At 44.2% G+C, this 24,801-nt stretch carries 22 protein-coding genes; 12 read left to right on the top strand and 10 right to left on the bottom strand.

What is annotated here, in order from left to right; genetic code table 11:
• Positions 1 to 197: 197 nt before the first annotated feature.
• The 5 genes from AB6E30_RS21295 to AB6E30_RS21275 form a co-directional block, all read right to left on the bottom strand.
• Complete coding sequence (locus AB6E30_RS21295) at positions 198 to 734, bottom strand: RNA-binding S4 domain-containing protein (RefSeq protein WP_136974998.1); 537 nt, start codon at positions 732 to 734, stop codon at positions 198 to 200.
• A gap of 117 nt (positions 735 to 851) precedes the next feature.
• Entirely contained in the window at positions 852 to 2,474 is a 1,623-nt protein-coding gene (yejF, locus tag AB6E30_RS21290; protein WP_372105156.1) for a microcin C ABC transporter ATP-binding protein YejF, read from the bottom strand.
• A 9-nt stretch (positions 2,475 to 2,483) separates the two neighbouring features.
• Entirely contained in the window at positions 2,484 to 3,506 is a 1,023-nt protein-coding gene (locus tag AB6E30_RS21285; protein ID WP_017060847.1) for an ABC transporter permease, read from the bottom strand.
• Between the two features lie 31 nt (positions 3,507 to 3,537).
• Complete coding sequence (locus AB6E30_RS21280) at positions 3,538 to 4,626, bottom strand: microcin C ABC transporter permease YejB (RefSeq protein WP_004730359.1); 1,089 nt, start codon at positions 4,624 to 4,626, stop codon at positions 3,538 to 3,540.
• A 12-nt stretch (positions 4,627 to 4,638) separates the two neighbouring features.
• Entirely contained in the window at positions 4,639 to 6,534 is a 1,896-nt protein-coding gene (locus AB6E30_RS21275; protein ID WP_372105154.1) for an extracellular solute-binding protein, read from the bottom strand.
• 412 nt (positions 6,535 to 6,946) lie between these two features.
• On the opposite strand from AB6E30_RS21275, the gene AB6E30_RS21270 reads away from it, so the two are divergent.
• Positions 6,947 to 7,990 carry an endonuclease/exonuclease/phosphatase family protein gene (locus tag AB6E30_RS21270; protein WP_372105152.1) on the top strand — a complete coding sequence of 348 codons (1,044 nt, stop codon included), beginning with the start codon at positions 6,947 to 6,949 and terminating at the stop codon, positions 7,988 to 7,990.
• Positions 7,991 to 8,105: 115 nt separating this feature from the next.
• On the opposite strand, the gene AB6E30_RS21265 is transcribed toward AB6E30_RS21270, so the two are convergent.
• Positions 8,106 to 8,618, bottom strand: a complete 513-nt coding sequence (locus AB6E30_RS21265) for an outer membrane beta-barrel protein (protein WP_372105150.1) — start codon at positions 8,616 to 8,618, stop codon at positions 8,106 to 8,108.
• Between the two features lie 85 nt (positions 8,619 to 8,703).
• Between AB6E30_RS21265 and AB6E30_RS21260 the strand changes: the two genes are divergently transcribed.
• The 8 genes from AB6E30_RS21260 (at position 8,704) to AB6E30_RS21225 (ending at position 18,200) form a co-directional block, all read left to right on the top strand.
• Positions 8,704 to 9,018, top strand: a complete 315-nt coding sequence (locus AB6E30_RS21260; protein ID WP_372105148.1) for a transcriptional regulator — start codon at positions 8,704 to 8,706, stop codon at positions 9,016 to 9,018.
• Positions 9,019 to 9,218: 200 nt separating this feature from the next.
• Positions 9,219 to 9,638, top strand: a complete 420-nt coding sequence (gene rbsD, locus AB6E30_RS21255; RefSeq protein WP_017060853.1) for a D-ribose pyranase — start codon at positions 9,219 to 9,221, stop codon at positions 9,636 to 9,638.
• Positions 9,639 to 9,737: 99 nt separating this feature from the next.
• Positions 9,738 to 11,243, top strand: coding sequence for a ribose ABC transporter ATP-binding protein RbsA (gene rbsA / locus AB6E30_RS21250; RefSeq protein WP_009844906.1), 1,506 nt, complete (start codon positions 9,738 to 9,740; stop codon positions 11,241 to 11,243).
• Positions 11,240 to 12,226 carry a ribose ABC transporter permease gene (rbsC, locus tag AB6E30_RS21245; RefSeq protein WP_017068492.1) on the top strand — a complete coding sequence of 329 codons (987 nt, stop codon included), beginning with the start codon at positions 11,240 to 11,242 and terminating at the stop codon, positions 12,224 to 12,226. Before rbsA ends, rbsC begins: the two co-directional genes overlap by 4 nt.
• A gap of 127 nt (positions 12,227 to 12,353) precedes the next feature.
• On the top strand, positions 12,354 to 13,232 hold the full coding sequence (gene rbsB, locus AB6E30_RS21240; protein WP_017060856.1) for a ribose ABC transporter substrate-binding protein RbsB: 879 nt from the start codon (positions 12,354 to 12,356) through the stop codon (positions 13,230 to 13,232).
• A gap of 191 nt (positions 13,233 to 13,423) precedes the next feature.
• Complete coding sequence (gene rbsK / locus AB6E30_RS21235; protein ID WP_372105146.1) at positions 13,424 to 14,368, top strand: ribokinase; 945 nt, start codon at positions 13,424 to 13,426, stop codon at positions 14,366 to 14,368.
• A gap of 152 nt (positions 14,369 to 14,520) precedes the next feature.
• Complete coding sequence (locus tag AB6E30_RS21230) at positions 14,521 to 15,522, top strand: substrate-binding domain-containing protein (RefSeq protein WP_137000962.1); 1,002 nt, start codon at positions 14,521 to 14,523, stop codon at positions 15,520 to 15,522.
• A 218-nt stretch (positions 15,523 to 15,740) separates the two neighbouring features.
• Entirely contained in the window at positions 15,741 to 18,200 is a 2,460-nt protein-coding gene (locus AB6E30_RS21225) for a CHASE3 domain-containing protein (protein ID WP_372105144.1), read from the top strand.
• Between the two features lie 110 nt (positions 18,201 to 18,310).
• On the opposite strand, the gene AB6E30_RS21220 is transcribed toward AB6E30_RS21225, so the two are convergent.
• Together AB6E30_RS21220 and AB6E30_RS21215 are read right to left on the bottom strand one after the other, a co-directional pair.
• Entirely contained in the window at positions 18,311 to 19,102 is a 792-nt protein-coding gene (locus tag AB6E30_RS21220; RefSeq protein ID WP_372105142.1) for a carbon-nitrogen hydrolase family protein, read from the bottom strand.
• 167 nt (positions 19,103 to 19,269) lie between these two features.
• Positions 19,270 to 19,680: a lysozyme inhibitor LprI family protein gene (locus AB6E30_RS21215; RefSeq protein ID WP_372105140.1), complete on the bottom strand. Its 411-nt coding sequence runs from the start codon at positions 19,678 to 19,680 to the stop codon at positions 19,270 to 19,272.
• Between the two features lie 336 nt (positions 19,681 to 20,016).
• Here AB6E30_RS21215 and AB6E30_RS21210 point away from each other — a divergent pair, with 336 nt between their 5' ends.
• Positions 20,017 to 21,594, top strand: coding sequence for an EAL domain-containing protein (locus AB6E30_RS21210; protein ID WP_372105138.1), 1,578 nt, complete (start codon positions 20,017 to 20,019; stop codon positions 21,592 to 21,594).
• Between the two features lie 385 nt (positions 21,595 to 21,979).
• Complete coding sequence (locus AB6E30_RS21205) at positions 21,980 to 22,333, top strand: membrane protein (RefSeq protein WP_017068500.1); 354 nt, start codon at positions 21,980 to 21,982, stop codon at positions 22,331 to 22,333.
• Positions 22,334 to 22,498: 165 nt separating this feature from the next.
• Here AB6E30_RS21205 and AB6E30_RS21200 read toward each other — a convergent pair whose 3' ends face one another.
• The gene (locus AB6E30_RS21200; RefSeq protein ID WP_017068825.1) at positions 22,499 to 22,978 is read right to left on the bottom strand and encodes an Sbal_3080 family lipoprotein; all 480 of its coding nucleotides are present in this window, start codon (positions 22,976 to 22,978) and stop codon (positions 22,499 to 22,501) included.
• A 195-nt stretch (positions 22,979 to 23,173) separates the two neighbouring features.
• Between AB6E30_RS21200 and AB6E30_RS21195 the strand changes: the two genes are divergently transcribed.
• On the top strand, positions 23,174 to 23,572 hold the full coding sequence (locus tag AB6E30_RS21195) for a hypothetical protein (RefSeq protein ID WP_136974402.1): 399 nt from the start codon (positions 23,174 to 23,176) through the stop codon (positions 23,570 to 23,572).
• 67 nt (positions 23,573 to 23,639) lie between these two features.
• Here the strand turns inward: AB6E30_RS21195 and AB6E30_RS21190 are convergent, their stop codons facing one another.
• A complete protein-coding gene (locus AB6E30_RS21190; protein WP_372105136.1) occupies positions 23,640 to 24,452 on the bottom strand; it encodes a DUF2971 domain-containing protein in 813 nt (270 codons plus the stop codon).
• Positions 24,453 to 24,801: the final 349 nt, after the last annotated feature.

Raw genomic sequence — 24,801 nt, 5'->3', positions numbered from 1 at the left:
TGAGCCCGTAGAGGACTTTCACCTCCTAGATCAACGCCATGCTCGGCGCACAATACAAAAAAGGCTCACTAACTAGTGAGCCTTTTGATATCTGCGTAACGTAAAACATAGGTCTAACGTTGCTTGATGTTCAAACGAATAGTTTTAAAAGATTCGTTTTAGAAAAGCAGTTTAGAGCAGTCGTTTAGAACTGTAGTTTAAAAGAACTCAATCGAATTACGGCCGCTTTTGTCATCACGTGTTGGCTTTGGCGTGTCCGCTTTCTTTTTCGGTTTCTTCTCTTTTTTCTCTTTCTTTGGTTCAGCCTTTGCGCTTAGCATTTCTGCTTTGCTTTTCTTAGATTCTTTCTTCTTAGAATCCTTTTTAGACTGACCTTTCTTCGCCTTGTTCTCTTTTTTAAGCGCTTCTTTCTTTTTCGGCTTTTCTGATTCTTCTTGCACTGGCTGATCACACACCACTACATAGTATTCTTGGTTGAATTCAAAGAAGTCGCCATCGTACATTTTACGACGCTTACGGGTTTCTAGCTCACCATTTACCGCTACGTAGCCTTCAGAGATGATGTGCTTAGCTTCACCGCCACCACTCACTAGGTTAGCTATTTTAAACACTTTGTAGAGCTCGATTGGCTGTGATGAAACATCGATACCAATTGCTTCAATTTCAATCTCTTCGCCTTCTTCGCCCAGCTCTTGGCCTTCGTAGTCAGCGTCTTCGTAATGTTCTTGGTCCATGGTGACCTCTACCTAAATATGTACTTCTGAAATATTGGGCGCAGTGTAATCTTAAAACAACGAAATGACCATGTTGAATTCAACCAGAGCCCATTTGTTTTAAACAAACCCTCTGCGTTATAAAACACCACCAACATTCGAAAGACTCACCAACTGCTTAGTATATTCATGCTGCGGATTACCAAACAAAGTCTCAGTGTCGCCCTTCTCTATTACCTCGCCAGCTTTCATGACGATGGTGTAATGACACAAGGATTTCACGACATTCAGATCATGACTGATAAACAAATAGGTCAGGCCATACTTTTCTTGAAGTGACTTCAGCAAATCCAATACTTGAGCTTGAACGGTTCTGTCCAATGACGATGTTGGTTCATCGAGCAGGATAAACTCTGGCTTTAAAATCAAAGCACGAGCAATCGCAATACGCTGCCTTTGACCGCCAGAAAACTCATTTGGGTAACGGTGACGCGTTTCAGGATCGAGGTCAACCTCTTTCATTACGTCACAGATGCGTTGGTCGAGTTCGTGCTCATCCAATTGTTGATGCACTAACAAACCTTCGCCAATCACCTGAGCGACCGACATTCTCGGGTTTAGCGCAGAAAACGGGTCTTGAAAGACTACTTGCATACGGCTTCTAAACGGAAGCATCTGTTTTCGATCTAAACCTTGAAGCTGTTCACTCGAGTAGGTGATTGACCCTTCACTATCTACCAGCTTAAGTATCGCCATACCGGTCGTCGATTTACCAGAACCACTTTCGCCAACCAAACCGATTGAGTGCCCTTTCTTCAAAGTGAACTCCATGTCGGTCACAGCTTTAACATGAGAAATGGTGCGCTTGAATAAACCGCCCGTGATCGGGAACCAAACACGAAGTTGATTTACATCGAGTAGCGGTTTGCTTTCGGGTGACACAGGAACGGGCAAACCTTTCGGATCAGAGTTAATAAGTTTTTGAGTGTAAGGGTGAGCAGGCGCGTTAAACAGGGTATGACAGTCGTTACTTTCGACCAAGCGACCATCTTTCATTACTGCAACTCTGTCGGCAATCTTACGAACGATACTCAAGTCATGAGTAATGAAAAGCATTGCCATACCCAGCTCTTGCTGCAGGTCTTTTAGAAGGTCGAGGATCTGCGCTTGCACCGATACATCCAAAGCCGTTGTCGGCTCATCAGCAATAAGCAGCTCTGGTTCATTGATCAGTGCCATCGCGATCATCACGCGCTGGCGTTCTCCACCAGATAGCTCGTGCGGATAGGCTGAAATCTTTTGCTCAGGATAGCGAATGCCAACCTTTGAAAGCCACTCTATCGCCAAGGCTTGTGCTTTGTTGGTTCGCATACCACGATGAATTGCTAAGGTTTCAACAAGCTGTTTTCCAATTCGATGAAGCGGATTTAGGGAAACCATAGGCTCTTGGAAGATCATTCCAATACGACCACCACGAATCCCACGTAGCTGTCTTTCAGAACAACTCAGAATATCGGTGCCAGAGAAATTGATCTTACCGTTTAAGTAATGAGACGAGCCTTTTGGTAACAGCTTTAAAATCGAGTTAGCCGTGACCGATTTTCCGGAACCACTCTCACCCACCAGCGCTAATGTCTCACCTTTGTATATTTCTAAAGAGACATCTTGTGTCACTTGCTCTATCGAGTTTTTTCGCCCGAAACCGACAGACAGTTTATCTATGGTCAAAACCGGAGAAGCAGGCGTTGTATTTAAAGTCATAACCTATCCTTACTTCTGTTGATGCGGGTCGAAAGCATCACGCACCGCTTCACCAACGAAGACCAGTAACGTAAGCATCAGTGAAAGCACGACGAAGGCAGAAATGCCAAGCCAAGGCGCTTGTAAGTTAGCTTTACCTTGCGCCAGAAGCTCGCCTAACGAAGGCGAACCCGCAGGAAGACCAAAGCCCAAGAAGTCTAACGAAGTCAGTGTGGTCACCGAGCCTGAAAGAATAAACGGCATCATGGTTAACGATGCAACCATCGCGTTAGGTAACATGTGACGAAGCATAATACGTTTGTCATCAACACCCATGGCTTGCGCGGCTCGCACATAATCGAAGTTTCGGCAGCGTAAAAATTCCGCTCGCACGATGCCTACTAAACTCATCCAACTAAACAACACCATAATCCCGAGCAACCACCAGAAATTCGGCTCAATAAAACTCGACAAAATAATCAGCAAGAACAGGGTCGGCATACCAGACCAGACTTCAATGAAGCGTTGTCCGAATAGATCAACCCAGCCACCGTAGTAGCCTTGTGTTGCGCCAACCACGACACCAATCACGCTCGATACAATGGTCAGAATAAAACCAAATAGAACGGAAATACGGAAGCCATAAATGATACGAGCTAATACATCTCGCCCCTTATCATCAGTCCCTAACCAGTTCACCGAATCGGGCTCCGATGGCACCGCACCTGAAATATCGAAGTTTATTGTGTCGTAGCTAAACGGAATGATTGGCCACACGATGTAACCGTTGTCTTCAATGAGCTCGATAACATACGGGTCTTTGTAGTCGGCCTCGGTTTCAAACTCACCACCAAACTCCGTCTCGGCATATTCATTGATAACAGGCACAAACCACTGATTATCATAAGAAACCAAGAGTGGTTTATCATTGGCAATGATCTCAGCGAACAGGCTCAAGCCAAACAAGATGGTAAATATCCAAAGGGAGATAAAACCACGCTTGTTTGCTTTAAAACGTAACCAACGAGCTTCAGCTAAAGGGTTGTTAAACATTTATTATCAATACCTTGTTATTCGTTCGCCATTAACGCGCTTCAAAATCAATTCGAGGATCAACCCAGGTATACGTCAGGTCGGAGATAATGCTCAGCACCAAGCCAAGCAAGGTCATGATATAGAGAGAGCTGAACACCACGGGATAGTCACGTTGAATGGTTGATTCAAAGCCAAGCAGACCAATTCCTTCGAGTGAAAACATCACTTCAATCAACATAGAACCCGTGAAGAAAATACTAATAAATGCACTCGGGAAACCAGCAATAATGATCAACATCGCGTTACGGAAAACGTGCTTGTAGAGAATGCTGCTCTCGTCCAAACCTTTTGCTCGAGCGGTCACTACATATTGCTTATTGATTTCATCAAGGAAGGAGTTTTTGGTCAGCATGCTGAGCGTGGCAAAGCCGCCGATGACCATAGCAAAAATGGGCAAAGCTAAGTGCCAGAAATAGTCGCCAATTTGCTGATACCAGTTGAGCTGGTCGAAGTTACTCGACACGAGCCCACGCAATGGGAACCAACTGAAGTAGTTACCACTCGCGAACAAAATAATCAGGATAATCGCAAACAAGAAGCCCGGAACGGCATAGCCAACAATCACCACCGCACTCGACCAAATATCAAACCGAGAACCGTGATGTATCGCCTTCATGATGCCCAAGGGTATCGAGATCACGTAGATGATTAACGTACTCCACAACCCTAAAGAAATGGAGACAGGTAAACGCTCGATGATTAAATCAATCACGTTACCACCCTTAAACAGGCTTTCACCAAAGTTAAAGGTCGCGTAGTTTTTCAACATATCGAAGTAGCGAACGTGAATCGGTTTATCAAACCCAAACTGCTTTTTGATCTCTTCAACCACTTCAGGATCAAGCCCGCGTGAGCCTTTATAGCCACTGGCAGACGCTTGATCACTTTCACTTAAATCAACTTCTTGTCCACCACCAGAAAAACGCTCCATAATGCCAGAGTTATGCCCTTCTAATTGAGCAACAGCTTGCTCTACCGGGCCTCCAGGCGCTATCTGGATGATGAAAAAGTTGATGGTGATGATCGCCCACAGCGTGGGGATCACCAACAATAAACGTCGAAATATATACGCGGCCATGCTAACTAACTCCTAGCGACGTTTTTCAGGAAGCAAAGCCGCCTTCTCTTCTGAAATCCACCATGTATCGATACCTAAATCGTATTTAGGCAATACATCTGGACGCTCAAACTTATCCCACATTGCTACGCGGTATTCACCGACGTGCCATTGCGGGATGTTGTAGAAATTCCACTGCAATACACGGTCTAGCGAACGACCAAGCGTAAGAAGTTTTTCAGGATGCTGTTGGTTACGCGCAATTTCTTCTGTTAATGCGTCAACCACTGGATCCATTACACCTGCAGTATTGTAAGTAGAATCAATGTAGTTAGAGTTCCAAACAATCATTAAGTTCGGGCTAGGATAAGGGTTTGCGGAAAATGAAGACGACACCATGTCGAAGTCACGATCACGAAGACGCTTGATATACTGAGTCGTATCAATGGTACGGATCTTCATCTCGATACCCATGCGTTTCAGGTTCTTTTGAACCGGCGTTGCGATACGTTCCGTGGTTGGGCTGTAAATCAACAACTCAAATGACATCGGCTTGCCAGTCTTTTCGTTGGTCATGACTTTGTCTTTCAGCACCCAACCCGCTTCTTTCAACAATTTGAAAGCGGTACGCATTTGGCTACGAATACGACCGCTACCATCGGTGACGGGTGGTTGGAATTCTTCGGTGAAAACTCGCGGTGGAATCTGATCTTTGTATTGAGACAACAACTCGACTTCAGCTTCGCTTGGTAAGCCTTTCGCTTCGTAGTTGGTATTTTGGAAGTAGCTACGAGTACGCTTGTACTGACCATAGAACATGTTCTTGTTCATCCACTCAAAGTCCATCGCGTAGGTTAACGCTTCACGCACTTTAGGATCAGAGAACACAGGAGATTGGATATTAAAGACGAAACCTTGAGTCGTTTCAGGCTTCTCGTGGTTAATCTCTTCTTTAATGATGTAGCCTTTATCGAAGTTCGCGCCCGTATAAGAGTTAGCCCAGAACTTAGCCGAATTCTCGGTTCGAAGATCGAACTCCCCTGCTTTGAACGCTTCCAACATTACCGTGTCGTCACGGTAGTAATCGTATTGCACCTGCTTGAAGTTATTGCGGCCAACGTTAACTGGTAGGTCTGCTGCCCAGTAGTTTTCATCTAGACCATAGGTAACACTTTGGCCTGATTTGTAGCTGATGATCTTATAAGGACCACTACCGACTGGTGGCTCACTTAGAGGCTCAGACAGCTTTCTGTCTTTCCAGAAATGTTTCGGCAATACACGAGTGCTTTGCGCGAAGCTAAACAGTTTTTCGCGGTTTGGAATGTTCATTTCAATACGAACAACCAAATCAGAGACCGCTTTTACTGACTTAATCTCTTTGTAATACACACGATACTGAGGCACGCCCTCGGTTGAGAACTTGTCAAAAGTAAAGGCAACATCATGCGCAGTGATAGGCTCGCCATCTTGGAATTTAGCATTTGGGTTGATGTCGATTTCCATCCAAGTGAAATCACTGGAGTAGCGAACCTTTGAAGCGATCAATGGATAGTACGCATCAATCTCGTCACTCGGAGAAAACATCAAGGTATCGTAAATCTCTCCGGTATAACTTGCAGCAACGCCGCGGGAACCGAATCGATTAAAGCTATCGTACGTACCTATGCTGCCATAGGTCACTTTGCCCTGCTTTGGCGCATCAGGATTAACGTAATCGAAGTGAGTGAAATCGGCTGGATATTTTGCTTCACCAAAACCAACCAGTTGTGTGGTTTCAATAACGGTGACAGCAGGAGTTGATTGGGTTTCAGAAGCGTAAGTAACGGAGGGTTGTAAAGCAATAAGCGGCAACATGATTGCACATGACTTCAAATTAAACCTGAAAAACTGAGTGCGTTGCGAGGCTTTGCGTCGAAAAACTGTTCCCATTTGACTCTCCCTTCAAATGTCATGAATTCTATATTCAAGTTGATTTATCGGCTTTGAATGCATGCCGTTAAATCAAGTATAGGTTCAAATCTAACATCATGTAATAACTAATAAAACCATCAGCACTCTATCTCTGACGGTTTATTTACAAATTACTCGTCACCGCTCGAAGTTATTGGATGCAGTGAGCTTTGATTGCTTTGGTTCCTTTGATTGAGTTGATTAGCTTGGTGGCGTTGGAAAGCACGGGGGAAGGCAGAAGCACTAAGATTGCTCTAGCCTGAATGACACAAGCCTCAACGGCTAAGATTCCTTTGGTTGGCTTCTAAAGTGAAATTTAGGCTCTAAATAATCAACAAACTATACTTTTACTGGAGTATCCTTGCAGCCTAGGTCTAAATGGAATGACACTTTGAACAAACCAAACCAAATAACATTCGCAACGTTCAACCTTCTGAACTATCTCGAGCCACCGAATGCTTATTATGATTTTGAGAACATCTACAGCTTCGAAGAATGGCAGAAGAAGCAACATTGGATGGCTGAAGCGATTCGCTCATTAGATTGCGATGTGATTGGCTTCCAAGAGATATTTAGCCCGCAATCTTTAGAGCTATTGATGAACGAGCTAGGTTATCCATACTTTGCAGTGGTCGATAGCGCCAACGTTGAAGATGATTACCTATACACCTCACCAGTCGTTGGGATCGCTTCCCGTTACCCGATTGAAAACGTGCAGCCTGTTACGCCAGATTCGACGTTACTGAAAGCATTCAACCTTGACGACAAATTCTCATTCAACAGAACGCCTGTTCACGCGACGATTACGTTACCCCATTTAGGTTCAACCGACTGTTATGTGGTGCACTTCAAATCACAACGTCCGACAGAGCCAAAAGCAGAATCTGTCGATGCGGACAACACTCAGCAAGGTGCAAAACCACAAAGTGACACGCTCACTCGTTTTCACCAAGAACAGCTTGGCTCTTGGCTATCAAGTGTCCAACGCGGTCTAGAAGCTCAGATGCTGCATCAATACATCACCAACCAACGCTACCAAACCGAGCAACCTGTTGTGTTGATGGGTGACTTTAATAAGCCACTGTTTAATGATGAGTTTAAAGGGCTGTTGAATTACTCAATCAACCGAGACGAAAACAGCAAGCATTGGCTATCCCACTTTCGCTTGAAAGACAGCTGGGATCTTTACCATCAGCTACATGAAGAAGATTTGCTTGAACAGCGTAAGCCAACCCATTACTACGGCGCATCTGGGTCTGTACTGGACTACATTTTGATGTCGAACGAGTTTGATTGTCAGAACTCGTCTAGTTTGATGGAGATCTCTAGCTACACAGTGTTAGACCATCACCTCACCAATCCAAGCTTTGAACACGACCAATTCAGTACGGACCATGCCATCGTGTCTGTTACCGCTCATATTCGTGAAGCCTAGAGTTAAACATAAAAAAGCCGCAGTCAAAAACTGCGGCCTTCCACTTTAGCTAAACGGGTTGAGCTAACCGACGCCCCATTTAGAAACCGATTTACCGTTTAGCAAAGTATGAAACTTAGAATGTGTACATTGCGCCTAAGTAGAAAGAATCCAGAACAACAGTATCTTCTGTCTTGTGTCCGTTTTCGTAATTTTCGAGATCAAAAGCATCGGCTTCGTACGCTAAGCGAAAGCTCAACGAAGACATTGTAGGTGGCGTATATCCAACACCAACACCCATACGGATGCCATCTCCCGAATCATCAAAACCATCTCCTGAAGGGCGAGAGCCATCAGCAAGCTTCATGTCTAGATCAATAGTCGACAGACCGATAGTGCCAAATGGACGAATGCCATTATCAAACGTGTAACCGAGGTTCGCCGTTACCGAAAAGATTTGAGGTGTCCAAGTGAAAACCTTATTACCAGATTTCGTTTTCAGGGCGATATCACCAAAATCTGTGTATTGAGCTTCAACCGAAACAATGCGGTTAAATTTGTAACCAGCAATTAATCGGTAAGTATTGTCTTCGGCTTTAAAAGTAATAGGCTCACTGATCGTGTCAGTTAACCCGCCCACTTCGACCATTAGCACACTTAAATAATTACCCGCTCCAACAGCAGGCCAATTTGCTCAATCTCCACAATTTAGAATAAGACGAACAGAAAACACGATGAACCACACAATAGACTTCAACGGCTTAATCATTGATATCGACGCTCGAACGATTACCAACCAGCAAGGAAACAAAATCACTTTGCGCCCTCGCCTATTAGCAGTGCTCTGCTTGTTATTGGAAAATGTGGGAAGACCGATTTCAAGAGAGCATATTGTTGATGTGTGTTGGGACGGACAAATCTCGTCACCACATGTTCTTGCAAACGTAGTCTATAACCTACGCAATGTGTTCGCGCGATTAAGAGCATCCAACGTCCAGATCATTACCATTAGTAAGTTCGGATATGCGCTATCGATTGAACCCACGTAAAAGGATTTATGCAATCAATGGCGGTGACTAAGATCACCAAAAAACGCCCCATCGAAACGTTTCGATGATCATTATCACACTCTAAAACAATCAAACGTGCAAATGATAAATCAGACACTATTATCACTATCGAAACGTTTCGATGGCTTTTCTTGAGTTGTTCTCAACCCATCAAGCGTTATTTTTCGATAGGTCGTGATATGAAAAAAAGTACTCTAATAAACTCTGAACTCTCTTACCTAGTGGCGACTCTTGGCCACACAGATGAAATCACGATTTGTGACGCGGGCTTACCAATTCCAGACCACGTAACTCGTATTGATCTTGCTTTAACTCACGGTGTCCCAAGCTTTCAGCAAACGGTAAAAACCATGCTGGATGAATCTCAAATCGAAGGTGTTGTGATTGCAGAAGAGTTTGCGAAAGTAAGCCCAGAGCACCACGCTGCGCTGATTGATTTAATCAAGACAGAAGAAGCGCGTTGTGGCAAATCGCTTTCTATTACTTACATCACTCATGAAGAATTCAAACAGCGTACGCATGAAAGCCGCGCGGTAATTCGCACCGGTGAGTGCACACCATACGCAAATGTTATTTTCCAAGCTGGCGTAACCTTTTAGCTCAAGCAAAACGCAACGACAGCTCAGTGACATCACTGAACCAAAACAATACATAGACAGAACAATCAAATACAACTGGCCCCGAGTAAAGGAACCGACATGACTCAAGCCATTTTAGAACTTAGCTCAATTGAGAAAGCCTTCCCTGGTGTGAAAGCACTGGATAAGGCAAGCCTCAACGTTTATCCAGGACGCGTAATGGCGTTAATGGGTGAAAACGGTGCGGGTAAATCAACGCTTATGAAAGTGCTGACAGGCATCTACCACTTGGACGGCGGCACTATTGCCTACCAAGGAAAACCTGCTGCATTTAAAGGGCCACGTGATTCTCAACAAGCAGGCATTAGCATCATTCACCAAGAGCTGAATCTAATCCCTGAATTGACCATCGCCGAGAACATCTTCTTAGGTCGTGAAATCACGGGCACCATGGGTCGTATCTTGTGGAACGAGATGTACCAAGAAGCAGACAAGCTACTTAAACGCCTTAACGTGAAACACAGCTCGAAAACGCCTCTAGGTCAGTTGAGCCTTGGTGAGCAGCAAATGGTAGAGATTGCGAAAGCCCTATCGTTTGAATCTAAAGTCATCATCATGGATGAACCAACCGATGCGCTAACCGATACCGAAACTGAATCTCTGTTTAAGGTGATTAACGAATTGCGCGATGAAGGCTGTGGCATTGTTTACATCTCTCACCGTTTGAAAGAGATCTTCGAGATTTGTGATGACATCACCGTGCTGCGTGACGGTAAGTTCATTGGTCAGTGTGAAGTAAAAGACACCGACGAAGATGGCCTAATCGAAATGATGGTTGGTCGTAAGTTAGACGAACAATATCCACGTATCGGCCAGAGCCATGGTGAAACTTGTCTTGAAGTGATTGGCCTGACGGGTTCTGGTGTTCACGATGTGAGCTTTACGCTAAAACGCGGTGAAATCCTGGGTGTATCTGGCCTAATGGGTGCTGGCCGAACTGAACTGATGAAAGTGATTTACGGTGCCCTTCCAAGTGAACGCGGCGTCATCAACCTAGAAAACAAAACCATCAACCCTGTAAGCCCGAAAGACGGCTTGGCCAATGGCATTGCTTACATCTCTGAAGACCGTAAAGGCGATGGCTTAGTTCTAGGGCTTTCTGTTAAAGAAAACATGTCGTTATGTTCACTTGACCTACTAACAAAGAGCGGTCAAATCCAACATAAAGACGAAGTGATTGCAGTAGATGACTTCATCAAGCTATTCAACATCAAAACCCCGACGCGCGAACAGATTATTGGCAACCTTTCTGGTGGTAACCAACAGAAAGTGGCTATCGCTAAGGGCTTGATGACCAAACCAAAAGTACTGATTCTCGACGAGCCAACGCGCGGTGTCGATGTCGGTGCTAAGAAAGAGATTTACCAACTCATTAATAAATTTAAAGCCGACGGCATGAGCATCATTTTAGTCTCATCTGAAATGCCAGAAGTGTTAGGAATGAGTGACCGCATCATGGTGATGCATGAAGGCCGTGTAAGCGGTGAATTTGATGCTAAAGAAGCAAACCAAGAATTATTACTGGCGTGTGCGGTCGGTAAAAAGATCAACGAGGACGCAGCATGAGTACTAAAACCATGAGCAAAACAACTGAAGCTCCAAAGAAAAAACCGTTAATCAGCAAAGAGTGGCTGATTGATCAAAAGTCATTGATTGCTTTGCTCTTCCTGATTGTTGTCGTTTCTTTCTTAAACCCGAACTTCTTTACTGTCGACAACATCCTGAACATTCTGCGCCAAACCTCGGTTAACGCAATTATCGCTGTAGGTATGACGCTGGTTATCTTAACCGCGGGTATCGACTTGAGTGTTGGCTCTGTACTGGCACTTTGTGGTGCATTCGCAGCCAGCATGATTGGCATGGAAATCCCAGTGATGATCGCCGTGCCAACCGCTCTAGTAGCTGGTGCAGCATTAGGTGCTATCAGTGGTGTGATTATCGCCAAGGGTAAGGTTCAAGCCTTCATCGCAACGCTTGTAACCATGACTCTATTGCGCGGCGTGACCATGGTTTACACCGACGGTCGTCCTATCTCGACTGGCTTTACAGACACAGCAGACGCATTCGCTTGGTTCGGTACAGGCTATGCAATGGGCATCCCAGTTCCAGTATGGATCATGGTCGTGGTATTCGCAGCGGTATGGTACCTACTTAACCACACACGCTTTGGTCGCTACGTTTACGCACTGGGTGGCAACGAATCAGCAACTCGCCTATCAGGCATCGACGTAGACAAAGTAAAAATCGGTGTTTACGCAATCTGTGGTCTGCTAGCTGCAGTGGCAGGCATCATCGTGGCATCGCGTTTGTCATCTGCTCAACCAACCGCAGGTATGGGTTATGAGCTAGACGCTATCGCAGCCGTAGTTCTTGGCGGGACAAGCTTAGCTGGCGGTCGTGGCCGTATCATGGGCACATTGATTGGTGCTCTGATTATCGGCTTCCTAAACAACGCCCTAAACCTACTAGACGTATCTTCTTACTACCAGATGATTGCAAAAGCAGTGGTTATTCTTCTGGCAGTATTGGTCGACAACAAAAACAAATAAAACCTATTCACACTCTAGGTTAATACAAGTAACACCCTGTTTTACCTTAAAATATTAGAATCTATAAATAATGTAACAACGAGCTAGGACTCACCTCTTAGCTCCCCCTACACAAAGGACTTACACCATGAAAAAATTAGCGACTCTTATTTCTGCTGCTCTTCTTTCTACAACAGTATCTGTGTCTGCACAGGCGCAAGATACAATGGCAATCGTTCTGTCTACATTGAACAACCCATTCTTTGTAACCATGAAAGATGGCGCAGAAGCGAAAGCTGAAGAGCTAGGCTACAAGCTTATCGTTCTGGATTCTCAAAACGACCCAAGCAAAGAGCTGTCGAACATTGAAGATCTAACCATTCGTGGTGTTAAGGCAATCCTGATCAACCCAACAGATTCAGACGCCGTGTCTAACGCAATTCGCATGGCTAACCGTTCAAACATCCCAGTACTAACACTAGACCGTGGTGCAAGCCGTGGTGACGTAGTAAGCCACATCGCTTCTGATAACGTAATCGGTGGTGAAATGGCAGGTCACTTCATCATGGAAAAAGTGGGCGAAAAAGCGAAAGTAATCCAACTTGAAGGTATTGCTGGTACTTCTGCAGCTCGTGAACGTGGTGAAGGCTTCATGAATGCAGTAAACGGCAGCGACCTTGAGCTTCTTGCAAGCCAACCTGCTGATTTCGACCGTACTAAAGGTCTGAACGTAATGGAAAACTTGCTTGCAGCTAACCCAGATGTACAAGCAGTATTCGCGCAGAACGATGAAATGGCACTAGGTGCACTTCGCGCCGTTCAAGCTTCAGGTAAAGAAGTAATGATTGTTGGCTTTGATGGCACAGACGACGGCATCGCAGCAGTTAACCGTGGTCTACTTGGTGCTACAGTTGCACAACAACCTGACCTAATCGGTTCTCTAGGTATCGAAATGGCAGACAAAGTACTGAAAGGCGAAACAGTAGACGAGTACGTACCAGTACCTCTAAAAATCATCGCTAAGTAATCGTTACTAGGTAACGCGATATAAAGCAGGGAGTTCCCTATCTCCCTGCTTTGATTGGCTCGCTGACTCAAACAAAAGCAAACCCCGACAGTGCATCGCTGTTTCTCATTCCGCTCACAAAAGAGAGCGCACTTAACACCATGAGAAAGACCCATGCATTTTCAAATACGATATATCATAAGGCTCGTATCATGACTCAACTGATTGTTTTAGGTAGCGTTAACGCTGACCACGTACTGCAAGTTCCTTCGTTCCCTCGTCCGGGTGAAACCTTGATTGGCGGTAACTATCAGGTCATTCCTGGCGGCAAAGGCGCAAACCAAGCCGTAGCGGCAGCAAGATTAAACGCAGACATTGGCTTCATCGCCTGTGTTGGTGACGACCCATTTGGCGTCAACATTCGTCAAGATTTTGCTAAAGATGGTATCAACATCGACAGTGTGATCGTTGCGGACAACACGCCGACTGGCATTGCGATGATCCAAGTATCAGCAACCGGCGAAAACAGCATTTGTCTTTCTGCGGAAGCTAATGACAAGCTGACTTGCGACCAAATCGAACCACATTTAGAGAAGATTCGCGGAGCCAAATACCTGCTAACTCAACTTGAAACGCCAATTGAAGGTATTGAGTACGCTGCGAAAGTAGCAAAAGAGAGTGGCACGCAAGTCATTCTAAACCCGGCTCCTGCTCGTCCATTATCGGATTCACTGCTTGCTTGTGTTGACGTGATTACACCGAACGAAACTGAAGCAGAAGTGCTGACAGGCATTACCGTGACGGACAACGCGTCTGCTCATCAGGCTGCGTTGGCTCTGCATGCTAAAGGCATAGAAACGGTAATGATCACGCTAGGCGCGAAAGGCGTGTGGGTGAGTCATCGCGGTCAAGGCAATGAAGCCAGCGAAGGTGAATTAATCGCAGGTTTCCGTGTTGAAGCAACAGATACAACTGCCGCAGGTGACACCTTTAACGGCGCGTTGGTGACAGGCTTGCTTGAAGATATGCCACTTGAGCGTGCGATTAAATTTGCTCATGCTGCAGCTGCTATCTCTGTGACACGCTTTGGTGCTCAAACGTCGATTCCAAGCCGTGCTGAAACTGATGCGTTCTTGGCAGAGCGACTGTCTGCTTAGTTTGATACCTATTTGAAGGCTTAACTCCTGAGCTAAACCGTGGTTAACGGATGTTAGCCTTCAAATTCGTTAACAACAAATAACAAGCATAAGCCCCTGTTTTCAGGCAGAATATCGCCCAACGTGGAAGGTTATTCCCACAAGGATTTTTTATGGCAACAATGAAAGACATCGCACGGCTCGCAAAGGTTTCGACTTCTACCGTGAGCCACGTGATCAACAAATCACGCTTTGTCAGTGAAGAGATTGCTGAGCGTGTTAACAGTGCGGCTAAAGAACTCAACTATGCGCCTTCTGCATTGGCTCGCAGCTTGAAAATGAAACAAACCAAAACCTTGGGAATGCTAGTGACCACATCTACCAATCCATTCTTTGGCGAAGTGGTGAAAGGTGTGGAACGTCGTTGCTACGAAAAAGGCTACAACCTTATCTTGTGTAACACCGAAGGCGATAGCGAACGCATGAAGTCCTCTATCGATACCTTGCTGCAAAAGCGTGTCGATGGCTTGATGCTGATGTGTTCAACGCTTGAAGGTCAACATATCGATGTGTTCGAGCGCTACCCAGAACTGCCTGTTGTAGTCATGGACTGGGGCCCTATGTTGTTTGCGAGCGATAAGATCCAAGACAACTCGCACCAAGGTGGCTACATGGCAACTAAGCACTTGATAGATAACGGTCATTCTCAAATTGGTTGTATCACTGGCCCACTGCACCGCAATCAAGCTTCGTCTCGTTATCAAGGCTTCAAGCAAGCAATGGAAGAAGCAAATTTAGAGATCAACCCTAAGTGGATTGTTGAATCAAACTTTGAATGTGACGGTGGTTTTGACTCTTATCAGACACTGAAAACTCGTGGCGAAATGCCATCTGCCTTGTTCGTCAGTAACGATATGATGGCGATGGGCGTGATTCACGCTGCGGCGCAAGATGGCACATCGATTCCTAATGATCTGTCTATTATTGGCTACGATGACATCCACCTGTCGAAGTACATGACACCCGCGTTAAGCACAGTCCACCAGCCAAAACATCGTTTAGGTAAAGCAGCAGTGGATACGCTTTTGAGCAGGCTACAAACTCCAGATGCTTATCCACAAGTCGTTGAACTTGAACCTACTCTTGTTGAACGAAGCAGTGTAAAAGCACTTTAATACTCGCCACACTCACCACACCGTTGAAAGCTAGCTTATGAGCTAGCTTTTTTGTCTTTGAAACATAATAACGCCGCTTACTCGCTCTTAAAATGCCGTTAATATGCGAAACTTACACGCTAAAATATGCACTTGCGCACTCAGCAACTATTCACGCAATTAACGACTAATTCATCTACACTAATATTAAATAACAACGGCATGGAGAGCGTAGTTGTATGATCGCGGGTTGGTTTGACAATATATCCCTACAAAAAAAGCTATTAGTCAGCTTTTTAATTCCTATCACTTTGATGGTCATCGTCTCTTTCTCTGTGTATGAAAACACCCAATCTATTGTGAAAGATAACCATTGGGTTGTTCACACTCAAAAAGCCATAGCCCGAGCTCAAGAGCTACTCAACCTAATCGTGGATATGGAAACCGGACAACGCGGCTACCTAATCACTGGCGATCCCGTATTTTTAGAGCCCTATCATCTGGCACTGGATGTTTGGCGTCAAAAAATGCAAAGCCTATCAACTCAAGTGAGTGACACCCCCCATCAAGTTGAACGCCTCAAACGAATCGATGATATTCATAAGACATGGCTAAAGGAGTCGGGCGAAAAAGAGATCATGCAACGCAACCTCGTCAATAAAGGTGAAGCGGACATGCAAAGTGTCGTCTACCTCACTCAACAACAGACCGGAAAACAACTGATCGATAAGATCCGTAAAGAGATCGCTCAATTTATCGATATTGAACAGCAAATTATCAGAGTCAGAGTCGATAAGTCCGTTAACTCCGCCAACCAAACCACTTACGTACTGGTTGTCGGTACCCTGTTTTCAGTATTCATTTCGCTGGTTGTAGCCGCTTGGTCTTCAAGCCGCATAAAAAGAAGAATAGACATACTGCTCGCAGCCGCAAACCAAGTTGCTGCTGGCCATTTAAAAGAAGGGGCATCGACCCTCAAACTTTCCTCAAACATTAACGCTCAAGACGAAGTAGCTCACCTCAGCCATAGCTTTCAAACAATGGCAACAAACCTGGTAAAAAACGACAATGAAATGCGAGCGAAAAATCAGGAGCTAATAGCAGAACGAACCAAAGCAGAAGCCGCTGTTAAAGCCAAAGGCGATTTTCTGTCTACCATGAGCCACGAGATCAGAACACCAATGAACGGGGTTCTTGGAATATCTCAAATCATTGCAAGCCAGACCCAAGAACCCGAAACAAAAGAGAACATCAACATCATTCTCGATTCTGGTCACCACTTGATGACGATACTCAACGATATTCTGGACTTCTCAAAAGTCGAAGAAAACAAGCTTGAGCTAGATGTGGCACCCTTTAATTTTGTTCAAGTCATGCAGCCGGTATGCAGCGCTCTAAAACCCTTAGCCGATGAAAAAGGCATTCGCCTGTTGATCGAAAATAACATACCGAAAAACATCCAACTCGTCGGAGACTGTGCAAGGCTACGCCAAATCATGTTCAACTTGGGCGGCAATGCGACCAAATTCACCAAAGAAGGTCATGTGTCCATTCAAGCTGACCTCAACCGCCCCAACAACCAGCTGATCCTCACGGTGACAGACACCGGGGTTGGTATCCCGAAAGATAAGCACGAACAGGTATTCAATTCATTCGAACAAGCCGACACTTCGACAACAAGAAAGTATGGCGGAACAGGGCTTGGTCTCGCAATCGTCAAGAACCTAGTCAACCTCATGAACGGAGAAATCACATTAACCAGTGCTGTCGGGCTTGGCACAAAATTCCAAGTCTCTCTGCCTATCACATGGCAAGAAAGCAAAGCGAAAGACATCGCGACCCATACAGTCGATTCAGAAACTCTCAGCTTTGACTCGTTAAGCATCCTGTTGGTGGAAGATAACCGTATTAATGCCATTGTTGCACAAGGCTTCTGTGAAAAACTCGGCCATCATGTTGAGCATGCGGAGAACGGGAAATTGGCGATTGAACGCCTCAAAACCACTCAATATGACCTTATCTTGATGGACAATCATATGCCTGAAATGAACGGGGTCGAGACAACAAATTACATTCGTGAAAAACTGAAACTCGATACCTTGATATTCGCTTACACGGCCGATGTATTCCGTGAGGCGCATGACAACTTTATTCAGGCGGGTGTCGACCATATTCTGACCAAGCCTCTGCAGCAAGAGAGTTTCTTCGACGCCCTACAACAGTTCTCAAGTCGATTACCGAAACAAACCGCAGCCGAAGGTTCGAGTGAGAATGAAAACATTGTCGAGCTTCATCGTAAGCCTATTGAAACGTTAAGGTTAACGGAAGAAGAGATCAGCCATTCAGAAGTGATACAAATACTGAAAGATGACACGGAAGGGTTCAGCTTACTCATCGACTCAACCATTATTGAGTTCGAACAGTCAGTAGATCGCGTCATTGAATACTATTTAGCGAAAGAATTAGAGCCACTTTGTCGTACTCTGCACTCCATTAAAGGCATGTCGCTGAACTTAGGTCTTAACATGCTTTCTAAGCAAGCACTGGAGCTAGAAGTCGAAGCAAAAAATCAACAATTGCCGGATATTGAACGACTGCAAAAACTGCTCAATCGCCTTATGGTCAATATCCATCAAGCTCAGCGGATGAAAAATGCTCATTCAGTCGAGCATCTGAATCAAATGAACGATCAAGCTTAAGAACGCTTCGTTCCCAAACTAAAACGCAAGGCTTAATCACCTTGCGTTTTTCGATCTTATATCGAGCTAGTCTCTGTTCTAGCGATTTAACGGTCTAACGGTCTAACGGTTTAGCGGTTTAAGAGAGAGGTGATTTGCCGCATCTCATCTTCAACATCAATGCCATTGTATTGTGGCGCAATCGAGGGATCTTGAATACTCACGGTTTCTACCGATTGCTTGTCGTTAAGTTTAGTCACTAACTCCCCTTTGGGTGAGTAGGCTCGGCTTCCACCACAATAAGTCGCGGTAAACGCATTAACCACATCTTGCCCGACGCGATTACAAGTAACCATGTGACACCCTTCCTCCAAGGCTCTCGCTTGAGCAATGGCAAAACTATGATGCCCACCGAAGTTGGCAGGGTGAAGAATAACGTCGACCGACTGATACCCTCTCATGATCTCCGGGAACCAAATATCAAAGCAAATCGCGACACCAAACTTTAAGCCTTTGTGCTCAAACGAGAGGCGTTCCTCCCCTCTCGAGAAATACTGCTTATCGAATTTGGTTTGACTGATTTTTCTATATTTGTGTCGTAAACCGGAAGCATCCACAACCACGACGCTGTTGTAATATTGGCCGCTATCTTTCTCGGCAATACCAGCAACAATCAAGGTGTGATGCTTCGCTGCAAGCTGCGTTAATGAATCAATAGTACTGCTGTCGGCGAAGTCTTCAGCCAATTCATGAATTTCTTCAGCCTCATTAAAAATATACCCAGTAGTGAACAGTTCAGGCAGTAAAGTAATATCGCCAACTGACGGCTCCGCTTGCAAAAGATCAGAGACCGAATCTATATTCTTTTGTTTGTTTTTGTATTCAACTTCAAGCTGAATAAGCGTGATACTGACATTATTCAAAATCGATTCCTTACTAGGTAATACTTAAAGCTGTAATGCTTCAAGCTGGAGACTAAGAACTAAGAACGACAGAGTAGGCCAATCCCCTATCGCTTTCTTATTCGCCCGCCAAAGGTTGAAGCAGGTGCACAGTCCTGTACGTATTTTAAACCTGCCTACGGCGCTAATTAAGGCTCTGGTAAAACGGGAGGCGTGCTGTCCATATAGGTTAAGAAATTCACCCACACCTCATGCGTGCGCTGCTTGGTTAACGTCATCTTGCAGGAAAGCGCCATACCCCCTCGAATAGAACCTTCACGCCATTGGGTGTACACAGAATCACAATGTGCTGTCATGTACGCCTGCCAGCTCTCCTGAGCCTTCTTAATTGACGCCACCAGCTCAGCATCATAAGCATTGTGCTCAAAGCTGGCTGCAAGGTATTTATCCAGTTCCGCTTGTGCAGATTCCAACTCAATTGCCGCACAGTGATTGATCTCGATGGTATTCATCGCATTCTCGCAATCAACAACACCTTCGTAGGCCAACGCAGAGAATGAGAAGCACACCGCTATGAGTGCCGATATCAGTTTTGTCATAATCATCCTTTATGCTGCCACCACCAAAACGAATCGTGTCGTGACTTTATTTATTTAAACGTGGCTCAATATTTAGCTCATTCAGCCAGAGCAAATAACAATAAAATTTATCAGGATATAAGCATTTATTATCCGCATAAATCATCAAAAATGACGCCTCGCCAACTCAAATAAATGAGATAACGCTCAGATTTTGCTGGTAAAACTAGAAAACATATTATTTATATCAATAATTTGTGCCTGCATTCACAATATTAATTATTTATATTGCTACGTAATCGTTAACTTTATAAATTAAATCGAATGCTCACATAAATCGGTAACGCTTCTCCAACTATGGATATCAAGTACCAAAACATTGCCAAGACTTCATTTTACTTTGCCATTTCTTTCTTTTTTTCCATGGCAATGCTCATTCCTTTTACACCGCATCACTACCAAACATTAACCGAAGACACATCAAGGTTAGTCGAAACCAGGTTAGAAGGGATCCAATCAAGGTTCGACCGTTTTTTATCTGAAGTTAGACCTGAACAGTCATGCGACGCGATCGTTAGACAGCTTCGACAAAACGTTTTTGAAGCCGATTGGGTAAAAGAAGCAGCGGTATTCAATAAAGAGAACCGATTTTACTGTTCAACCACCGATGGTGACGTTTCATTTCGCCTATACAGCACCATCAGGCAGCGGCTCAATGACGACCCGAATTTAGCGACCCTGTCGTATTCCAACTCGGCCATCACACAAGTTCAGTCCATCATGCTCATTTTCTCGAACAAAGAAGATGCCGGAGTGAGCCTGATGATTCCGCCACACTTCATCTATGACCTTGTTGAATCAAACCTGAGCAACCATGGAATACAGGCTAAAGTTGAAGTGATCAAAAGAGATATCCACCCTACCGATATTGACTCATCAATCGCCAAGGTGCGGATACAATCAAACACCTACCCATTGACCATCACCTCATACATTGGGTATCAGTTTTATCTTCACTTCATGTTGAGTTATTTATGGTTTGGCTTTTTGATGGCCGGAATCACCACCATTATTCTCCTTTCCATCAAGCATAAAAAGCAGAGCCAACGCAGCTTAGAATATTCGCTTTCAAGTGCGCTAAAAAACCAACACCTTCATGTTCACATGCAGCCTATCGTTAACCAAAACACCAATGAGATCGTCGGCTGTGAGTCACTATTACGATGGAACGACCCAATTGAAGGTAACGTCTCCCCGGCTATTTTCATTCCGCTTGCTGAAAGCTTAGGCTTAATTGAGGAGCTCACCTACTTCGTGCTGCGCAAAGTATTAATGACGTTGAAAAGCAATCAAGATGTGTTCGACTCAAAGTACATCAGCGTCAACATCAGCCGCAACGTAGTGTCTAACAGTAACTTCTCTAACAAAGTGATCAGCATCTTTAAAAGACACCCTGAGATCCTCAAGCAGGTGGTTTTTGAAGTAACCGAATATGGTGAATGTTCTGATGCCGACATGGTCAAAATTAGAGACAACCTAACCAAGCTATCGAACAGGGGCGTCAGAGTCGCGATTGATGATTTTGGTACAGGCTACGCAGGGTTAGATTTCGTAAGACAGTTCCCGTTCAGCATTCTCAAAATCGATCGCGTGTTTGTGAAAAACATATCCGACGAATCCAGCTTTGGTCTCCCTTTGCTAGAGTCCATGCTTCAACTATCACGCTCCTTAGGCATGCAAGTCATCGTCGAAGGTGTCGAGTATGAATCCCAAGTGAAAATCTTATCTAAGCTCGGTGTCGACTATATCCAAGGCTTCTATTTTTATAAGCCGATGCCGATAAACCTGACTGTCAGCTTACTCAGGCAGCAGCATTTTGAGTCCGATAACGTTGAGGAATCATCCTTTTCAACACCAAAATGTGAGCAGCTTTAAACAGGTTCGATGGGATAAGCGCTGAAGATACAGTTCAGAATAATGCTTAGTACAACGCGTCACTTTAGCTTACGGTACGTTTCCCCACTCTTACACCCAGGCAGGCTTTTACCATATTTGTGACTTAAATTATCGACGCGTGTTTTGGTTGGTTTTATGACTACTCGTAATCGCTAGCATGCTATCAGCGTGATTTTTGTTCCAATCAATCTTTTCGTTAATGTCTTTTTTATCAACAAAGACCCAGTGAGACATACACTCTACACACAATACCAAACACATCACAACGCAGCATGTAACATATGCAACAAGCAACTAATTCGTGACCATCAACAAGATAATACCGTATCATGTGCGTGATTAAATTAACCTAGGAATCAATCACATGGAAAATACTGAAGTAATTAATACGGGGCTCTCAGAGAAGGACAAAAATGCAAAAACTCATGCCATCATCGCGTATGCGTTAATGCTATTAGGCTTCTTTACTGGTATTAGTTTTCTTGCAGGTGGTATTTGGGGCATCGTTAAAAAGTCCGATGCTCAAGGGACTGTCTTTGCGGATCACTACGACAACATCACCAAAACATTCTTTGTTTCGATTGTGCTTACTATCATTGGCGCTCTAACAGCCGTTTTTGTTATTGGCTATGTTGTTCTTCTTGTTGCCGCGATCTACACGCTTTGGAAGTTGATTGCTGGTTTAGCAAAAATTACTTCAGACAAGAGTTTTAATTAATATGAAAAGATGCGAAGCCGCAGCTTTAAAGCGACGGCTTCACATCTTCGTCTATTCGTCTATTCGTCTATTCGTCTATTCGTCTATTCGTCTATTCGTCTATTCGAGCAGAGCTTAAAGAAAAATAGAAAGCGAACAAAGGTATAAGTTAGTAAACTAATTAGACTAGTTCGTCGCTTTTGAATCTGATGAATTAGCTGCTTTCGTTGCTTCTTCAGCAGTTTTCTTACCAAATACCGTATCCATCATAAAACCAATACGCTTAGCTGCATTACCAAATTTGTTTGGGTTAGCCGTGTATGGGACTTTAAATTCTACTTCACCTACTCTTTGTCCGTTCTGATAAGCATTGATCTCCGCTTGCTTTAAGAACAACGCTAAGTCCCAGCTCCAATGGCCTTCATACTCCAATGTCAGCTTATCAAGATCGTGCTTCGACTTATCAGGTACGACGGTGTAGGTATAATCGTTATCTTGCAGCCACGTTTCCATAGTATTTAAAAACCCTTCACGTGTTTCAGCGTCTTTAACGATAACAACATCAACTTCAGTCGTAGGTTCTGGAATCGCGCTCCCAGTGTAACGAGGGGCTCCACAACCAGCCAAAATTAAAACCGAAAGCGATAATAGTAGGTATTTTTTCACGTTATATATCCATTAACAGTTAACTGCGTGAATGATACCACATCAAAAAAATGACATATTATATAAGCAAAGGTTAATCAGACATTCCTTGTTACATAAGGCACTAAAAAACAACGAAAGAAAATGCGAAGGCTATGGGTCTCCTTTGATGAACATTTAAATCATCGCATCATTGAATGCATCACAAGGGATATCATGGAAAAGACACTTCAAACCAAACTGGCGACTAGCCTACTACTGCTGAGAATCGGCATTTTTATCGTCTTCTTATTCTGGGGCTTGGATAAGATCCTTGTCCCTGAGCACGCGACAAAAGTACTGTCTGGCTTTTACGGCATCGACATCTCGAACAATGCGATGATGGCTCTGGGTGTCGCGCAGCTCGGATTTTTAGGCGCATTCGTTGTAGGCATGTGGAAAAAGTACACCTACGGAGCCATTTTGGTCTTGCATGCAGGCTCAACTTTCGCCTCTTTTGGAAAATACATGGACCCGTTCAATAACCTTCTATTCTTCGCCTCTTGGCCAATGCTCGCAGCCTGTGTCGCACTCTTCTTACTGCGCGACTACGACACTTACAGCGTTGCCAACTAATACAAAGGGCGCCGTTATTGGCGCCCTCTTTGGTTGGGTTGATTCTTAAACGTTTGTTAGTTGCGTTCTAAATTTTGTGGTCAGAAACTTCTAAGTTCCAAGTGCCTTCCTTGCGACGTACTAATTGAACATTTACACCACTTGATTGCCAAGCTTTGCGGATATTAAAGTAATCATCTTCACTCATACCCAAACGGGTAACATTGCTGTAGGTAGAGCAACCTAAATATGCTTCAACTATTGATTCTTTGGGAATTGATAAGCAATACAGTGGACGCCCCATAATTGTTAATTGACTCCATTTTCCTGCTTCATTCACAAACTCACATGCTGAGTAACGAGATTTCTGAGAGCCATTAATACTTTTTACAACTCTCACCTCCTCTTCGTACCCCCATGTTAGATCTTTCATGAGAAATGCGTTCTTAAACAGATCGTAATTATGATGTCTGAAACACTTATATTCTGTACCTACAGACATTAGTGACTCAGCACTTGAGGTCGGGAGCATATTTTGTGGCATGGTTGATGTGTAAACTATCTCACCATATTGGGCAGGAATTACACATGAGCTTTCATCTAGCAAATTGGCCTTACTCATATCAATGCCAATAACGACACCTCTATGGTCATCACCATAATGTGACCACATCAGAGGATTTAACGGGTTGCGCGTAAGAGACAACACCCCATAATTACGACTTAGGCGCTCGCGGTGTGGATTTTTCTGTGGCTTACGACTCAATGTATCTGATTCTTCAAAACAGATAGCTGTTCCTTCAAATGGATCATTAAGGTCTTCTAAACAAGAAAAGCCTATTGAGCTATTCTTCATTACCTTCGAAGCAGACTGAAATGACATATATTTATAAAGAATCATGATTAACCTATTTCCTCGAAGCAACTAACAGCTATATTAGACAGAATAATTCTGCATTTTGTCCCTGAAACAATTCTGTCTAGTTTCCAAGACTCGCTGCACTTAGTCTAATAACTCATTTAATAACATCATCTTACCTACTTATCTTTGTATCAAACATGACGAAAAGCAGAAATTTTCCATATAGTTCCGGCAAAATGCAGAAAACTCCCCAATATGTGAGTAAACCGCAGTTCAGGCTATGAAGGTTGTATCTTGGAAGTTGTATTCTCAAACAAAAACGCCGACATGATTGTCTAATGCCGATCGTTTAAGAAGACTTGAACGATCCTGCAGTTAGCAGATAATC

It is taken from the genome of Vibrio sp. 10N.247.311.12 (assembly GCF_041467515.1).
In the GTDB taxonomy this organism is placed as follows: domain Bacteria; phylum Pseudomonadota; class Gammaproteobacteria; order Enterobacterales; family Vibrionaceae; genus Vibrio; species Vibrio crassostreae_C.
The sequence above is the reverse complement of the archived record's forward strand: the minus strand, read 5'-3'. Positions and strand labels throughout refer to the sequence as shown.

What these genes read in the sequence shown, in the direction of transcription:
- AB6E30_RS21295 (WP_136974998.1), bottom strand. Translation starts at nt 734, where the DNA reads ATGGACCAAGAACATTACGAAGACGCTGACTACGAAGGCCAAGAGCTG.
- yejF (WP_372105156.1), bottom strand. Translation starts at nt 2,474, where the DNA reads ATGACTTTAAATACAACGCCTGCTTCTCCGGTTTTGACCATAGATAAA.
- AB6E30_RS21285 (WP_017060847.1), bottom strand. Translation starts at nt 3,506, where the DNA reads ATGTTTAACAACCCTTTAGCTGAAGCTCGTTGGTTACGTTTTAAAGCA.
- AB6E30_RS21280 (WP_004730359.1), bottom strand. Translation starts at nt 4,626, where the DNA reads ATGGCCGCGTATATATTTCGACGTTTATTGTTGGTGATCCCCACGCTG.
- AB6E30_RS21275 (WP_372105154.1), bottom strand. Translation starts at nt 6,534, where the DNA reads ATGGGAACAGTTTTTCGACGCAAAGCCTCGCAACGCACTCAGTTTTTC.
- AB6E30_RS21265 (WP_372105150.1), bottom strand. Translation starts at nt 8,618, where the DNA reads ATGGTCGAAGTGGGCGGGTTAACTGACACGATCAGTGAGCCTATTACT.
- AB6E30_RS21260 (WP_372105148.1), top strand. Translation starts at nt 8,704, where the DNA reads ATGAACCACACAATAGACTTCAACGGCTTAATCATTGATATCGACGCT.
- rbsD (WP_017060853.1), top strand. Translation starts at nt 9,219, where the DNA reads ATGAAAAAAAGTACTCTAATAAACTCTGAACTCTCTTACCTAGTGGCG.
- rbsA (WP_009844906.1), top strand. Translation starts at nt 9,738, where the DNA reads ATGACTCAAGCCATTTTAGAACTTAGCTCAATTGAGAAAGCCTTCCCT.
- rbsC (WP_017068492.1), top strand. Translation starts at nt 11,240, where the DNA reads ATGAGTACTAAAACCATGAGCAAAACAACTGAAGCTCCAAAGAAAAAA.
- rbsB (WP_017060856.1), top strand. Translation starts at nt 12,354, where the DNA reads ATGAAAAAATTAGCGACTCTTATTTCTGCTGCTCTTCTTTCTACAACA.
- rbsK (WP_372105146.1), top strand. Translation starts at nt 13,424, where the DNA reads ATGACTCAACTGATTGTTTTAGGTAGCGTTAACGCTGACCACGTACTG.
- AB6E30_RS21230 (WP_137000962.1), top strand. Translation starts at nt 14,521, where the DNA reads ATGGCAACAATGAAAGACATCGCACGGCTCGCAAAGGTTTCGACTTCT.
- AB6E30_RS21225 (WP_372105144.1), top strand. Translation starts at nt 15,741, where the DNA reads ATGATCGCGGGTTGGTTTGACAATATATCCCTACAAAAAAAGCTATTA.
- AB6E30_RS21215 (WP_372105140.1), bottom strand. Translation starts at nt 19,680, where the DNA reads ATGACAAAACTGATATCGGCACTCATAGCGGTGTGCTTCTCATTCTCT.
- AB6E30_RS21210 (WP_372105138.1), top strand. Translation starts at nt 20,017, where the DNA reads ATGGATATCAAGTACCAAAACATTGCCAAGACTTCATTTTACTTTGCC.
- AB6E30_RS21205 (WP_017068500.1), top strand. Translation starts at nt 21,980, where the DNA reads ATGGAAAATACTGAAGTAATTAATACGGGGCTCTCAGAGAAGGACAAA.
- AB6E30_RS21195 (WP_136974402.1), top strand. Translation starts at nt 23,174, where the DNA reads ATGGAAAAGACACTTCAAACCAAACTGGCGACTAGCCTACTACTGCTG.
- AB6E30_RS21190 (WP_372105136.1), bottom strand. Translation starts at nt 24,452, where the DNA reads ATGATTCTTTATAAATATATGTCATTTCAGTCTGCTTCGAAGGTAATG.